This window comes from Oceanimonas sp. MB9 (assembly GCF_011319775.1).
In the GTDB taxonomy this organism is placed as follows: domain Bacteria; phylum Pseudomonadota; class Gammaproteobacteria; order Enterobacterales; family Aeromonadaceae; genus Oceanimonas; species Oceanimonas doudoroffii.
In genome coordinates this window covers 135,661-149,780 of sequence record NZ_VFBE01000011.1, presented here as the reverse complement: position 1 = coordinate 149,780, position 14,120 = coordinate 135,661, and the positions used below count along the sequence as shown (strand labels likewise).

The window sequence follows — 14,120 nt, the reverse complement described above, 5'->3', positions numbered from 1 at the left end:
CCGGCACCGTGGGTGGCCTGACCGGCGGCGTGCTGGATGGCGGTGGCCTGGTGGGCGGCGATAATGGCGGCCTGCTCGGTAATGTGACCGGCACCGTGGATGGCCTGACCGGCGGCGTGCTGGATGGCGGTGGCCTGGTGGGCGGCGATAATGGCGGCCTGCTCGGTAATGTGACCGGCACCGTGGATGGCCTGACCGGTGGTGTATTGAAGGGAGATGCGGGCGGTACCCTGCTCGGCGATGATACCAGTGGCCTGCTAGGTGCCGTCACCGGTACTGTGGGCGGCCTGACAGGTGGCTTGTTGGGAAGCAGTCAATAATCGCACCCGGGCTTCCTCACCGAGTCAGACGCATACACAAAATACAGGCACGAGTAGACTCGGCCTGTATTTTGTTTTGTTCGATAAAATTGAAAATTAATGGATTCAGTGGTTTACACTTTATTCCTGCTTGAAATGATACGGCAGCGATCCAATAATAAGCGCATTTTCACATTGAAGTGACCTGGTATTCTAGGAGCCAATCTGATGGGCGTTTATTTTCGTTTCGTGGTACCCGTCGCAGGGATGCTGCCGTTGTTGTCGGTGATGGCCGAAACTCCGGAGCTTCTTAATAGTAATAATGTGGACAACACTGTGCCGGTGCAACACCGGTTGGAACAGCAGTATGCCCCCGCAAGGGCCGAAACTTCCTTGCCCGCCCAAGGGACGAGCATGTCTTTTCCCGCCGAGACCAGAATTGCACTCAATAATGTGCTGATTGAAGGCGGGACCGTTTATCCCTTTGAAGAAATTGCCGCACCATTCTCTGCCTTGATCGGTAAAGAGGTTTCCCTGCAGCAGCTGGCCGCCATTACGGAACGTATTACCCAGCGTTATAAAGACGATGGATATGCACTTTCCTATGCTTTTATTCCCGCCCAGAACCTGAGCTTTGGTCAGGTGCGTATTGTGCTGGTGGAAGGCTATGTCGCCCATCATGAGCCGCGGGGGGAGGCCGGCAGTGCCGCCGAGCGGATCCGCCGTTTTGCCGCCCACATTGTGGGGGAGCGGCCCCTGCGCAAGGAAACCTTTGAGCGTTATACCGCCCTAATGGCGAGCATTCCGGGCCTGAATGTCAAGGCGACGGTGCCGGCCCCCACCACCACTGATGGCGCCGTCACGCTGCTCACAGAAGCCACCCGTAAGGGTGTAGCCTTCAATTCGGCGCTGGAGCTCAATGAGCAGGACGATCCCAAGCTGCTGCTATCGGTTGATTTCAATTCCCATACCACGGCGGGAGAGCAGCTCAAGTTGACCACCACGGTGCCCGAGGGAGATGACAGGGAGCGTTATGCAAGGGTGGACTACAGCCAGTTTGCCGGAGACCAGGGCACCCGGTTGATCGCCATGGCGTCGGCCTACCGTAGTGAAAAGGAAGAGCCCGTCAACCTTGACGCTAATGGCGCGATTCGTGCCCGGGAAGAGCGCCGCAATGACCGCCTGTCGCTGGGGGTCTCACATCCATTCAGGCTGTCCAATTCAGAATCCCTGACTGCAACCGCCCGGTTATATGGCGTTGACGACGAACGCCATTATCGCGTGAATACGCCGGATTTACTGGCCGGGGAAAGTGCCAGGATCACCAGCAGAATCAGGGCCCTGGCCCTGGAAGGGGAGTGGAGGCTGGCTGAACAGGATCAACTGCGCATTCTGAGTGGTGGACTCTATCAGGGCCTCGATCTGTTGGGGGCGAGAAGCGATATCGCGCCCTTGAATGGCGCCAGCATAGAGTACAAAGACATTGATTTTCTGCGCATGCGGCTTGCCGGTGTACAGAGTAATCTTTTTGCCGACCGCTGGCACAGTGTAGTGTCGGGGGCGTTTTACTGGTCGGCGGATGAGCTGCCCGCGAGTGAGCGGGTTGCCTTTGGCGGGCGCAGCTTTGGACGCGGTTACCCTTCCGATCAGGCCGAAGGAGATAAGGGGTGGGGCTTGGCCTATGAACTGGGCTATCGTTTCTACCCTGACTATTCCTGGTTGAGTTTAATCCAGCCCTACGGCGCGGTGGACGCGGCAAGGCTTGCTTACAATGGTAATGAGGAGGACTCGAGTCTCGGCTCTTATGCCCTGGGCATTCGGTTTGGGGGGCAACGCTACTATAGCCTGAGCCTGGAGGCCGCAAAGCCTTTTGGCGACCGGGCTGCAGACAGCCTGAGTCGGGATCCGCGTTTTCGGCTGAATGTGAGTTACAGCCTGTAGCCTGTATTGCGGGTAATAAAAAAACCCTCCGGCTAGAAGGGCTTTGGGATTTAAATTTAAACAGGTTTTTAGTTAGGCTGGGGGCTGGGCTGGGGCTGGGCTCGCTGTTTCAAGATCTTCCGCGATGCCCTCAAAGAATATTTTTAGCTTTTCGCCGATATCATCAACCGAGGCAATAATCCCCACCGCAATCAGGCCGGCAATAATGCCGTACTCAATGGCGGAGGCCCCGTCTTCCCGGCGGAGAAATTCCCTGATGGTTAACTGAACCTGGATGAAACTCTTCAACATGATATTCGCCATTTCTCGCGCCCTTCCTGTTAATTGTTTTTGTAGTCAAGATAAAGCACAGCATTAAAAATGCCGAATCATTACGATACCCTGTGTTTTTCTTGCTTGAGCATTGACCTGTACATCATTAGTGATCGAACCTGGTCAACACGCGGTAACCCGGTTGAGTTTTAGTAGGCAAACTCAGCCTGAGGGAGTACCGGGTACGACTGGATATCGGCTCGGCTTGAAAGAGTTATAGTCGAACAGTCGGCTCGGCGCGAGTGCTTCACAGCACAATTTTTAACTAAATGTGGCCTCAATAAGGTCCTTTGGTGCCATACTCTGGAAGCCTCCATGTCGCAGCGTGGGGGGAAATATGGCTACAGACGACAATGCATAAGAGCAACGGAGAGTGCGAATGAACAGTCGACTGACCCTGGTGCTGGCCGGGGTACTGCTTACCGGGGCCGTGGTGGCGGGGGTTCAGGGAATCAGGCTAAGCCAGCAACAACAGCTAGTGGAGCCGCCGTCCGCTTCCCCCTCGCCAATACCGGTTGAGGCCGGATCGCCGCCCGACGCCCTGATGTCATTGAAAGAACGGGAGCCGCGCAGCCCGGTGGTGGTCTTGGCCCGTGCATTGGCTCCATTTGAAAAGATAACAGCGGATCACCTGGCCGTTGAACAACTGCGCATCGCCCCTCCGGCGTCCTTTTCTTCCGTCGATGAGGTGGTTGGTCGTCATGTTTGGCAAGAGCTGCCGGCCGGTGCCGTGCTCACCCAGTCGGTGTTCCGGGCGGGAGGCCCACTAGCCAGCCTGATTGGCGACAAGGAACGCGCCGTTGCCATTGCGGTGGACGAGGTGAGCGGCGGAGGCGGCTTTATTCAACCCGGCGACTATGTGGATGTGCTGCTTTACCTGCGTCAGACCGAGAGACAGGGCGATAAGACAGCTCAGGTCGTGATCCCGGCGCTGCGGGTGCTGGGTTACGGCGAGGAACTGTCGGTCGGCGCCAATGGTGAGCCCGTTCGCTATCAAACCGAGCGGGAAGATGGCCGCGCCTCCGGCCGGAGACGGCCGGTTCAGACGGCGGTGCTGGCGGTGCCTGCGCCCCTGATTACGCGGTTTATGTTGGCTTCAGAAGTCGGCACCCTGCGTCTGGCGGTGCGCAGTGCCGAAGAAAAGCGGCTGGCCGACTATTTCGCCAATGGCCTCAGGGAGTCCGAATGGCAGAACATTGAACACCAGCTGTTTCGCTTTGAACAGCTGGCCCTGAAGCGCACCCCAAGCCGGGCCGGTACTCGACGCGTGTCCGCCATTCCGGTTTATCGCGGAGCCGATGTTTCTCGTCAGTCGCCTTAATGGAAAGGGCAGAGTTATGAAGAACAAGTTTAAAACATGGGTGGCTGTCCCTTTTGCTGTTCTGGCCGGGCTGTTGTTGCTTTCCCCGGCTTATGGCCGAACCGGAAGCTGCGCTGCCCTGAACAAGCTGACTGACACCATGGAAATCAATCAGGGCATGCAGGAAGAACTGCGCCTGGCGGTGCCGATCACGAGATTGGCGGTGGGAGATCCGCAGGTTGCCGATGTCAAACTGACCAGCCGTAACAGCTTGCTGCTGACCGGTGTGGGTGGGGGGGCGACCAGCCTTAATATTTGGACATCCTGTGCGGCAGCGCCCATGCACAGTATGGTTTTTGTAAAGGGCAGTGCCGCCCGGGCGCTGTCCGAGCGGTCGGCAGCACAGGCGGGCGTGCCCAGTCAGGTGCAAACCGATATACGTTTTGTGGAAGTCAACCGCACCAAGCTGAAAGACGTCGGCGTGTCGCTGTTTGGTAAGCGCGGCAGCTTTTTGTTTGGTGCTCCCGGCAACACCATTGGCAGTGTGGGGCTTGGCGGTGTTTTGCCTGCCAACAGTGGCACACCCGTTCCGCTGCAGGGGAATGGCTTTAACATTGCCTGGGGCGGCGGCACCAAAGAGGTGTTGGGGGTGCTCAATGCGCTGGAAAACAGTAATTTTGCCTATACCCTGGCAACTCCCAGCCTGGTGTCGCTCAACGGCCAGAGCGCCAGTTTCCTGGCCGGCGGTGAATTTCCTGTGCCGGTGCCCACAACGGACGGTAGTTCAATATCCATCGAGTATAAGGAATTTGGTGTCAGGCTCAGCCTTACCCCAACGGTGGTGGATGAGTCCCGCATTCTCTTGAAGGTGGCCCCTGAAGTTAGCGAGCTGAACTTTAATACCGGTGTTTCCATTGCCGGAACCACGGTGCCATCGCTGAATGTAAGACGCACCGACACCAGTGTGGCCCTGGCCAGTGGTGAAAGTTTTGTGATCAGCGGGCTGATGAGCGCCAGCAATTATGCCGATGTTGACAAGCTGCCGGGTCTGGGAGACATACCGGTGCTGGGCGGGTTCTTCCGCTCTTCCCGTATTGCCCGTGAAGAAAAAGAGCTGTTGATGATCGTCACCCCGCACCTGGTTCAGCCGCTCGCGGTGGGAGCACATTTGCCGGATCTGCCAGGTGAAGCCTTACGGCAATACAACCCTAACGCCTTTGAACTCTTGTTTCTGGAAAACGGCGATTTTGACAGGCAAGCGGGACTATCTTGGTAGGGGAGATGCATGGAGCACACATTTATTGTTTATTCCGCCAACCAGCAGGATGTTGAGTGGTTGCAATCCACCCTGTTGCCCCATCAGGTGTTGTCGGTTGACGACCGCCTGGACGCCATATTGGCATTGAGCGATACCGCTGGGGCCAGCCTGGTGTTTATTGGGCTGGATCAGCAAAACATGACCAGCCAGTGCTCCCTGATCGAAGGCTTGTTGGCGGCCAGGCCACTGTTGACGGTAGTGGGAATGGGCGATGGCATGGACAATCAGCTGGTTATCAACGCCATGCGGGCGGGGGCCCGGGATTTTATTGTTTATGGCATGCGCAACAAAGAGGTATTGGGGCTGGTGCGCCGACTCACCCAGCGTCTCCCCATGGTTCCGCAGCAGCAGAGCACCGATAGTATCAGCCTGATTTACAGCGCACAGCCAGAGCCCGATGCGGCGCTGGTGGCCGTCTATCTTGCCGAAGGACGACAAAAGAAAGGACAGCGGGTGTTACTGATCGATCTTGGCAGGCCGGAAGGCGAATCTCTGAATATGTTGGGTCTTGAGCAGGGCTTTACATTTGGAGATGCCCTGAGAAATCTGAGGCGTCTTGACAGCAGCATGATTGAAAGTGCATTCAGCCAACATCATAGTGGCCTCTGTGTACTGACCCGTGGAGAGGACGATCCGGAATATCACGATGTAGCATCTACCGAGCTCTATTTACTAAAGGGGGCGCTTGGCCAGCATTTTGACCATATCATTATCAACCTGGCCGGTCAGCATGACAGTGAGCAAGTACGCGCCCTGGTGGGGATGTGCCAGCAGGTTTACTGGTATGTTGACCAAAGTGTGTCCTGTTGCAAACGCAACCTGCGGCTGCTTCACCGGTGGCGGGATGCAGGGGTTCGGTTGGAACATATTGCCCTGTTGGTTGATGGCTATATACGCCAAATAGCGCCGGATGCTCACACTTTATCGACCTCCTTCGAACTGCCGCTGGCCGGTACACTCCCGCCCAGCCCTGCTAGCCGTCTCAAGGCGAAGAATAATGGTCAGGGACTTTCCCAACTGTCTTCCGGAGATGCTCTTGGCCGGGCATTGAAATCCCTGCTGGAGCACGAAATAAAACACGGCGGGCGGCGTAAAGAAGGCAAGGGGTGGATCAGAAGAATGGTCGAGGCGATATCATGAAGCATGAATCCCGGTTTGGAGACGGCCACGGGCAGGGAAATATCGTGGCGTTCAAAGGTGCCTTGCACCGCTACATCATTGAGGCCCTTGAAGAACATCCGGACAATCTTCTGGATCGAGGGCGCCATCAGCTCACCCCATTTGTTAACGCCCAGGTGGCGGATTATGCCAGAAGCCGACATATTCCCATTTCCCGTTATGAGCAGGAGCAGCTCAGTGAAGAGTTAGTGGACGAGCTGGTTGGGTTTGGCCCCCTGGAAGTATTGCTCAAGGATCCGGAAGTCACCGAGATTCTGGTGAACGGGCCGAGCCGCTTGTTTATTGAACGTCGTGGAGTGCTGCAACGCAGCGACTTACGCTTTATCGATGATGCTCATCTGGTCAGGGTCATTCAACGCATACTGGCACCGGTAGGACGGCGGCTGGATGAGTCATCACCCATGGTGGACGCTCGCATGCCGGATGGAAGCCGGATAAATGCCGTTATCCCTCCGGTAGCCATCGACGGGCCGGCCCTGTCGGTGCGGAAGTTTCGCCAGGATATGCTGAAAAGCACGGACCTGCTGGCTTCAGGCTCGTTGGATCAGGGCATCCTCTCATTTTTGGAACTGGCCGTGGAGCGGCGTTGCAACATTCTGGTCAGCGGCGGTACCGGTACCGGCAAGACCACCATGTTAAACCTGTTGAGCCAGCATATTTCACCGGCCGAACGGATCGTCACCATTGAGGACACTGCCGAGCTACAGCTGAAACATGAACATGTAGTGCGTCTTGAAACTCGGCCGCCCAATGCCGATGGTTATGGAGAAATAGCGGCGAGAGAACTGGTGCGTAATGCCCTGCGAATGCGGCCAGATCGCATTATTCTGGGGGAGATTAGAGGAGTGGAAGTTTTGGATGTCTTGACGGCCATGAATACCGGTCATGATGGCTCCATGACTACCATTCATGCTAACAATGCCCAGGATGCCTTGTTGCGGCTGGAAAGCCTAGTCGGATTGTCCGGCGTTCAGGTCGCTGAGAGAAGGCTGCGCCAGACGGTGTGCTCGGCTATTGATGTGGTCGTTCAGCTGGTGCGGCTAGCGGATGGGCGCCGTTGTGTTAGTGAAATACTGGAAGTTATCTCGTTGCGGGAAAATCAGTATGTTACCCACTCCTTGTTTCGCCTGCAGCATAACGGGATTCACCGTTTTGTGCAGGAGTCGGCCAAACCCTGCGGTGACAAGCTGCAAAACCTGCCCTAATACAGTGAAACCCGAGAGGGCATGATCATGAATGCACCCATACTGTTCGGACTGCTTGCACTGATGTTGTTTCTATTATCCTGGTGGCTGGTCGTGAAAGGCACGCGCAAGCTCAGGTCTGAATCGGTTGCGGGGCGATTGGGCCGGCAGGTTAATGTTCGGCGGACACCGGGCAGAATTGAAAAAATAATGATCAAAAGCGGGTTCGATACGGGCTCTGTCGGCCTGCTCTGGCCTTCAGTAACGTTTGCTGGCTGCCTTTTAGGTGTTTATGCGCTGGCCGGTGGGCTTGGGGCGTTGATGGTGGGGGGGGCATTGCTGCTTGTGGTGCGTGTTTTCCTTGGCGTGCGTTTGCGCAGACGCATTCGCAAAATGGTTATGCAGTTACCCGCCTTTCTTGATCATATTGTGCGTAGTTTGAAGGCTGGCCGCACCTTACCCGATGCATTTGAACTGGCCATATCTGCCGCGCCGAATCCATTAAAGGCCGCATTGGGTAGAAGTCAGCGGTTTATCGAGAGGGGAGTCAGTCTGGAAGAGGCCATGGGGGATATGGCAGCGATTTACAATATCAAGGAATTGCATTTGTTGGCGATGGCGGTCAGGGTCAACCAAAAGTATGGCGGTAATGCGTTAGAAATGCTGGGTAATCTGATTGGAATCATTCACGAGAGAGACAAGGCTGGCCGGCATCTCAAGGCCATGACAGGGGAAACCCGTGTTAGTGCCCTGGTCCTGGGTATATTGCCGGTTTCGCTGGCTGCTTATGTTTTTATTTCCAGTCCCGACTTTTTTATGGAGCTATGGCAGGATCCATCGGGCAAATTTATTCTGCTGATTTCGTTTATGTTTCAGCTGTTGGGCTCCCTGCTACTCTGGCGAATGTTGAGGAGCATCTGATATGAATGCCTTTCTCATCAGCTCCCTGCTCCAGCTGTGCCTTGCCATATTGCTATTTATGCTGTTTCTAGATGAGAGACGGCAGCGTCGGGCCATCAAGAGGAAGTTGGGGGTGAGCGGTACGCTCGACAGGGAAAAGCTGCTTCATGAATTCGGTCGCAGCCGCCTAAGCAAGCGCAGCCTTCGTCTGGACAGTGAAACGATCAGGTTACTCAATCAGCTCGGGTGGCGTAAAAGTAAACAAAAAGCCCTTTATGTCGCCATTCAGCTTGGACTGCCGATAGTCTTGATGCTGGTGAGTCAGTTGGCGTCATTATTGAGTGCCGCGCCGGGAAGTTCCTGGTTAACCATGCTGTCTTTGGCAGCCATTGGCTATCTCGCACCCAAGAGGTGGTTGGCAAACAGTGCGAAGCGCAGACAGGGCCGGCTCGCTGAAGAGATAGAAATGGCGTTGCCGTTGCTGAGGATCCTGTTTGAGGTGGGGATGACAGTTGAGCAGGCCTTGAGAATACTTTCCATTGAAGGGCGAAGGATATTGCCTGAACTGTCTTGGGAGCTGGAGCAAATGCTCAACAGGGTTGATGCCGGCATGTCGCTTCAGGAGGAATTACAGCGGAGTGCCAACCTGATAGCGGTGGATGAGGTGAGCGACTGCTTTGTGGTGTTGGAGCAATTATCCCGGCAGGGTAGTGGAGCCATGGCATCGTTATTGGCAATGAAAGAGTTGCTGACGGAAAGAAGAGTGACCGCGCTGCAGGAAAAAGTGTCCAAAATGTCGGCAAAAATGTCGATTGTGATGATTTCCTTTTTGTTTCCTGCGCTGATGATAGTGTTGGCAGGGCCTGGTTTTATGGCCATTGTAAGAGCCTTTGGAGAAATGGGATGAAGCAAACCTTAGTGCTGATAGCTACGGCCTGCTTGATGAGTGGCTGTGCTTCGCTACCGGCACAGAATGCACATAGTAATGATAACGATGACTCTCCCTACCTTATCGGAATGGAAAGGCCCACTGCTCCTGCGTGTGAATCCTTGTCACGTGAGCATGAGCTGGCAGTGAGTTATTCGAGGGAAATGGTATCTGCAGGCAAACTGCATGCTGCGCTGGCCAATCTGGAGCGGTTGCCTCCCGAGTTGCCGGCTGCCCGAGCGGGCAAGGCTCAAGTGTTGCGTTTGCTGAAACGTCCCGAGGCTGAAACCCTTTATAGGGACTTGCTTGAAACTTGTCTGGTTGCTGAAGGCTACCATGGCTTGGCGCAGATGGCTGTGCAGCAAGGGGACAATCAGGTCGCGCTGCAATATATGAGGCAAGCGATTATATTTGAACCTACCAATGAAGCGATGAGAAATGATCTGGGAGTTATCTATATGAACCTGCGTCATTTGGACGAAGCTCGCTTTGAGTTGCTAACGGCTGCCGAATTGAATGAATCGAACCAACGAGCCTTACTTAATCTGTTGGCGCTGACATTGTATCAGGATAACTTCAATGGTGCGGCCAGATTGACTTCCCGCTACCAGCTGAGTAGTAAGCAATACCAAAGTGCACTGGCCAAGGCGAAAGCTATGCGCCAGCAGGATCAGAGTTCGGTTGTGGAGGCCGGTATCGATCCTGTCAGTAAACGGAAGGTCGATGTGGCTTCCATAAAACAACAGCCGCCGCCAGCGAAGGGCGTACCAACGTCAGGTGCTATTTACCGCTCGGACTACACCGCACGTAATGATTCGAACATCGCAAAGGAAGGTGTTACGACCGTGAGACGGGTGCAGGGGGTTCAACGTGTGGATACGGTTGCCCAACCTATTGTTCCTATTTCAATCAGGTAGCCGGGGGCCTGATTCCCTGCGGCTTAACAGCATAAGGAGATGGTAATGGTATTGTTCCGTTATTACACGGCGGTGGCACTTTTGGCACTGCCCTCTGTTCTGGCTGCCAATCCGTTGAATAAGGACCGGCAGGGTATCATGGAGCAGCGCCTAGTTAGCCAGACCGAACGATGGTTGCAATTGCAACGGGAAGGAAATGCTGCCTCCACCAATGTGCAAGCTTCGACACCGACCGAGCAGGAACTGGCGAGTCAACGTTGGTTGGATAGTTACAAGCATTCGATTCCTGAGCGTTATGAGCAAGGGAGCGAAGGCAAGATAGGAAATTAAACCGTTATTGGTTCGCCAGTGTGAGTGCGATTTGAGTGCGGTTTTTCATGTTTGTCAGGCGCAAAATTTGAGAAACATAAAGTTTGATTGTGTTTTCGCTTAGCCCCAGTGCGACGGCAATTTGATAGTTGGTCATTCCTTTTCCAATCAGGCGAGCGACGGCTTGCTGTCTCGGTGAGAGCTTTTCCAGTAGTTCACTTGCCTGCTCATTTTCATGAGCTTGATTTTTATCCGGAATTGGATTGTCATTATTATTTAATTGAGATATGTCTTCACGGAGCTCATCCATGCACTTGGAGAGATGATTCAGTTTTGCAGTTATTTGTTCAATTTGCTGAGAACCACTCTCCTGGCTTAATTCGGAATTCAGCTTTTCCACACTGGTTAATAGCTCCTCCATATCCAAAGGCTTGGCATGATAATCTGAAATGCCGCAGCGTAGGGCATTAATGATATCCTCCTTTTCGGACTGGCCGGTGAAAAGAATGGTTTTTAATGGCCGAGCGGAGTGTCTGGACATTTCTAGCAAAGACTTCAGCAGCACCAAGCCATCCTTTCCGGGCATATGAAAATCGCTAAGGACAATGCTGATATCTTTATGCTTCCGATACATGGAGATAGCGGTATCATGCTCATGGCAGCACAAGCACTGGTAGCCATGATCGTCAAAGTACTCGCTCAACTCCTCTGTGATGATAGGTTCATCATCCACGATGAGTATTTTTTTTAGTGAATCTGCTTTCATCTCGCCACCTGGACAAGTTTGTATTGTAACTGTGTGATAATATACTAGTAACCGAGTTTGCTACAACTCCATATGACTCAAGCTCGTCATTAAGTAAAAGCGATAACCTGTTTATCTTCTAACAAGGAAGGTAAATAGTGAATCGAGCGCCGTTTGCAGTGTTTTCAGCTGTTAACTCACCATTCATTCGTTTGATGATTCTGCGGCTGATAGCCAGACCTAACCCGTTGCCTTTACCATGAGGTTTTGTTGTGAAAAATGACTCAAATATTTTCTCTAGAAAATAATCTGGGATTCCTCCTCCATTGTCCTCTACTGTAATGAGTAGCGTGTTATCATGATGGGAAAGATCCAGTTTGATCTGTGGTTTAAGTTCATGGGAGTTGGCGTACGCTTCCAATAATGCATCTTTTGCATTGATAATAAGATTGATCAATACCTGTTCAAGTTGATCCTGATGTCCTTTTATTAGGGGAGCTGGTGATGTAGACACGCTTAGAACTATGTCGCATTTGGATAAAGTTGGTCTAGTTAATGAAAGTGCGCCAGCGATAGCGTTTTGAGGTTCGAAGAATGTATCTTCCAGTGCAGAGCGACGGCCAAAAAGTTTAAGCTGGTCGACAATTTTTGTGCTCCTGGTTATTTGCTCTTCAATTCGATTAAGTTTTTTAATTATGTATTCATTGTCGCAGTCGGAGCTGTTGAGTTTTCTCGATAAGTTTTTGAGTGACATTTTCATCACACATAGTGGCTGGTTTATTTCATGCGCCATGGTGGTGGCCATTTCACCTACGATTGCCATTTTTGCGCTTTGATACATTTCTAAACGGGCATTGTGCACTTCTGTGTTGTCACGGCCAACGGCCTGAACCTCTTGGAGTATTCCGGAGTTGTCAAAAATTCCTCGCTCTGCCCAAACAACCCATAATGGCTCTTGGTTAGGGAATTGGAAGCATATTTCTGCATTAACTATCGGCTTTGATGGAGTGAGTGATTTCAATCTTTTGTTAAAGTTTGAAATTTGAACTTCAGACAGGAAAGGTTTTAAGTTAATGCTGTTATCTTTCAGATTTTCAATCTTCAAGTAAGAAAGAAGCTGTTTGTTGGCAAACGTTAAATCAAGTTCGTAACTGTATCTGCAAATAATGGCTGGTGAGTCCTCAATGAGTATCCGGTACCGCTCTTTACTGATATTCAGTTCTTCATTCGCAATAACAGCATCTGTTACATCAATGTATAAACCAATAACTTCCTGAGGTTTTCCCCATGAATCTCGTAATAGCTTTGCTTCGTCCAATACCCAGCGGTAACTACCATCAGCCCTTAGTAAGCGGTATTGTGAGCTAGCAATGCCCTTTTTAAGCAGTGTTTTCGTTCTTGTATGGAATGTTTCCTTATCTTCTGGGTGGATGTAGTTAAGTAATGTGTCCTCCTTTATCTTTTCCGCGCTCAAGCCTAGAACGTTACTTATGCTATCACTTAGGAAAACATTGTTAAGTGAACCATCATTATATTCCTGTATATAGATGACGGCTGGCGCGTTGGCGACAAGTGAGGTTATCCTTTCATGTGCCTTACTCGCATTCTGTTCATGCAGGAAGTGTGTATTCACATTGCTCAGGCTGCCCCCAATAAAGCCAGGCTCCAGACAAAGTGAGCTTTCATTATCAAAACAAAAGTCATACCATAAAATTTTATTCCCTGCAGTCTGTAGTCTGATTTTTTGTCTAAAGCTCACTCTTCGGTTGATCGCCTCATTGAAACGGTCTTTGAATTCTTCTCGTTCAGCATGAAAGACCTTGGAAAAGAAGTCATTTTTGTCATAGCGAGCGGGGAGTTCAAGAATTTTTTCCATTTCCGCGGATAGTCGAAAATGTGCCGTCCCGTGGTTATACTCCCACCAGTAGGTTCCCTGTTGAGCTGCTATGTGAAAAAGGCGACTCTTTTCGTTGTATAACTTGGTTTCACTGAGTCGAGTGGCTACTGCAGAAAGCAGTATTTGAGCAATGTTTTTCCACTCCTTCGCTATGTCTGGAGATGAGGAGCATTCTGTGACTTGCAAGCATACAGATTTCCTGTTCTCCTGATAGTAAGGAATGATAAATGTGATGCCTTTACTTGCTGAAATAAAGTCGGAGAGGATAATGATGTCGTCGTTTAAATTGTTTATCTGTGTGCTGATATCATACAAATGAGTGTGAGTATTTAACTTTTCTTTTTTTGAGGGGGGGGTTAAATGATGCCAAAAACCATTATCTTTTTGAACGAGCAATGATACCTGAGTGCAGTGAAATGCTTGTACTATACTGGAAATGGCATTGGCTATACTTTCCATTAAAAAAAGACGCGAGCTTGCAGATATTTCGCGAGAACATTTGATGGCAATGTTTATTAACTTCTCTTTTTTTTCTCTAATTAACTTTTCTTCCTGCAGTTCCGTGATATCCAGCAGGCTCAGTTTCCATATGTCGCACTCCTTATGAATACTACCTATCAAGTAAATAGGGCGGTTGTCATGATCCCTTATGCAAGTTTGAAGTGTTTCACCCTCCCATTCGTGAGGATGCATATCAAGCCCTTGCGAAGGTAACAGGTCATTTAAATGTCTATATTCATGAGGTATCCTGGATGTTAGTGAACCATCCAGTTGCAAAATGGCGCCTTCTTCGCTTAGCCTTGCCATTAGGCCTGGGTACGGTGTATTTCTTTTGTTTATGGTTTTTGGGATGGTGTCTTCTTTTGACTGAAACCATTTTTTAAACATGCG

General features: G+C 51.7%; 13 protein-coding genes. 10 read left to right on the top strand and 3 right to left on the bottom strand.

What is annotated here, in order from left to right:
• Positions 1–320: hypothetical protein (locus OJHNALOF_RS16915; RefSeq protein WP_206063779.1), on the top strand; the 320-nt coding region annotated here is incomplete at its 5' end.
• Between the two features lie 393 nt (positions 321–713).
• On the top strand, positions 714–2,240 hold the full coding sequence (locus OJHNALOF_RS16910) for a ShlB/FhaC/HecB family hemolysin secretion/activation protein (protein WP_165662774.1): 1,527 nt from the start codon (positions 714–716) through the stop codon (positions 2,238–2,240).
• Between the two features lie 72 nt (positions 2,241–2,312).
• On the opposite strand, the gene OJHNALOF_RS16905 is transcribed toward OJHNALOF_RS16910, so the two are convergent.
• Complete coding sequence (locus OJHNALOF_RS16905; RefSeq protein WP_165662773.1) at positions 2,313–2,543, bottom strand: Flp family type IVb pilin; 231 nt, start codon at positions 2,541–2,543, stop codon at positions 2,313–2,315.
• Positions 2,544–2,931: 388 nt separating this feature from the next.
• Here OJHNALOF_RS16905 and cpaB point away from each other — a divergent pair, with 388 nt between their 5' ends.
• Genes cpaB through OJHNALOF_RS16865 form a run of 8 tightly spaced genes read left to right on the top strand, consistent with a single transcriptional unit; the run spans position 2,932 to position 10,608 of the window.
• Positions 2,932–3,873: a Flp pilus assembly protein CpaB gene (gene cpaB / locus OJHNALOF_RS16900; RefSeq protein ID WP_094201771.1), complete on the top strand. Its 942-nt coding sequence runs from the start codon at positions 2,932–2,934 to the stop codon at positions 3,871–3,873.
• Positions 3,874–3,889: 16 nt separating this feature from the next.
• Positions 3,890–5,128: a type II and III secretion system protein family protein gene (locus OJHNALOF_RS16895; RefSeq protein ID WP_165662772.1), complete on the top strand. Its 1,239-nt coding sequence runs from the start codon at positions 3,890–3,892 to the stop codon at positions 5,126–5,128.
• 9 nt (positions 5,129–5,137) lie between these two features.
• On the top strand, positions 5,138–6,310 hold the full coding sequence (locus OJHNALOF_RS16890) for a hypothetical protein (RefSeq protein ID WP_094201769.1): 1,173 nt from the start codon (positions 5,138–5,140) through the stop codon (positions 6,308–6,310).
• Positions 6,307–7,554, top strand: a complete 1,248-nt coding sequence (locus OJHNALOF_RS16885; RefSeq protein WP_165662771.1) for a CpaF family protein — start codon at positions 6,307–6,309, stop codon at positions 7,552–7,554. The genes OJHNALOF_RS16890 and OJHNALOF_RS16885 overlap by 4 nt, the downstream gene beginning before the upstream one ends.
• 27 nt (positions 7,555–7,581) lie before the next feature.
• Positions 7,582–8,454, top strand: a complete 873-nt coding sequence (locus OJHNALOF_RS16880; protein ID WP_169716419.1) for a type II secretion system F family protein — start codon at positions 7,582–7,584, stop codon at positions 8,452–8,454.
• Position 8,455: 1 nt separating this feature from the next.
• Positions 8,456–9,340: a type II secretion system F family protein gene (locus OJHNALOF_RS16875; RefSeq protein ID WP_094201766.1), complete on the top strand. Its 885-nt coding sequence runs from the start codon at positions 8,456–8,458 to the stop codon at positions 9,338–9,340.
• Positions 9,337–10,278 carry a tetratricopeptide repeat protein gene (locus tag OJHNALOF_RS16870; RefSeq protein ID WP_165662770.1) on the top strand — a complete coding sequence of 314 codons (942 nt, stop codon included), beginning with the start codon at positions 9,337–9,339 and terminating at the stop codon, positions 10,276–10,278. Before OJHNALOF_RS16875 ends, OJHNALOF_RS16870 begins: the two co-directional genes overlap by 4 nt.
• Positions 10,279–10,323: 45 nt before the next feature.
• On the top strand, positions 10,324–10,608 hold the full coding sequence (locus OJHNALOF_RS16865) for a DUF3613 domain-containing protein (protein WP_206063778.1): 285 nt from the start codon (positions 10,324–10,326) through the stop codon (positions 10,606–10,608).
• A gap of 4 nt (positions 10,609–10,612) precedes the next feature.
• On the opposite strand, the gene OJHNALOF_RS16860 is transcribed toward OJHNALOF_RS16865, so the two are convergent.
• Together OJHNALOF_RS16860 and OJHNALOF_RS16855 are read right to left on the bottom strand one after the other, a co-directional pair.
• Complete coding sequence (locus OJHNALOF_RS16860) at positions 10,613–11,353, bottom strand: response regulator transcription factor (protein WP_165662769.1); 741 nt, start codon at positions 11,351–11,353, stop codon at positions 10,613–10,615.
• A gap of 118 nt (positions 11,354–11,471) precedes the next feature.
• Entirely contained in the window at positions 11,472–14,117 is a 2,646-nt protein-coding gene (locus OJHNALOF_RS16855; RefSeq protein WP_165662768.1) for an ATP-binding protein, read from the bottom strand.
• Positions 14,118–14,120 lie beyond the last annotated feature (3 nt).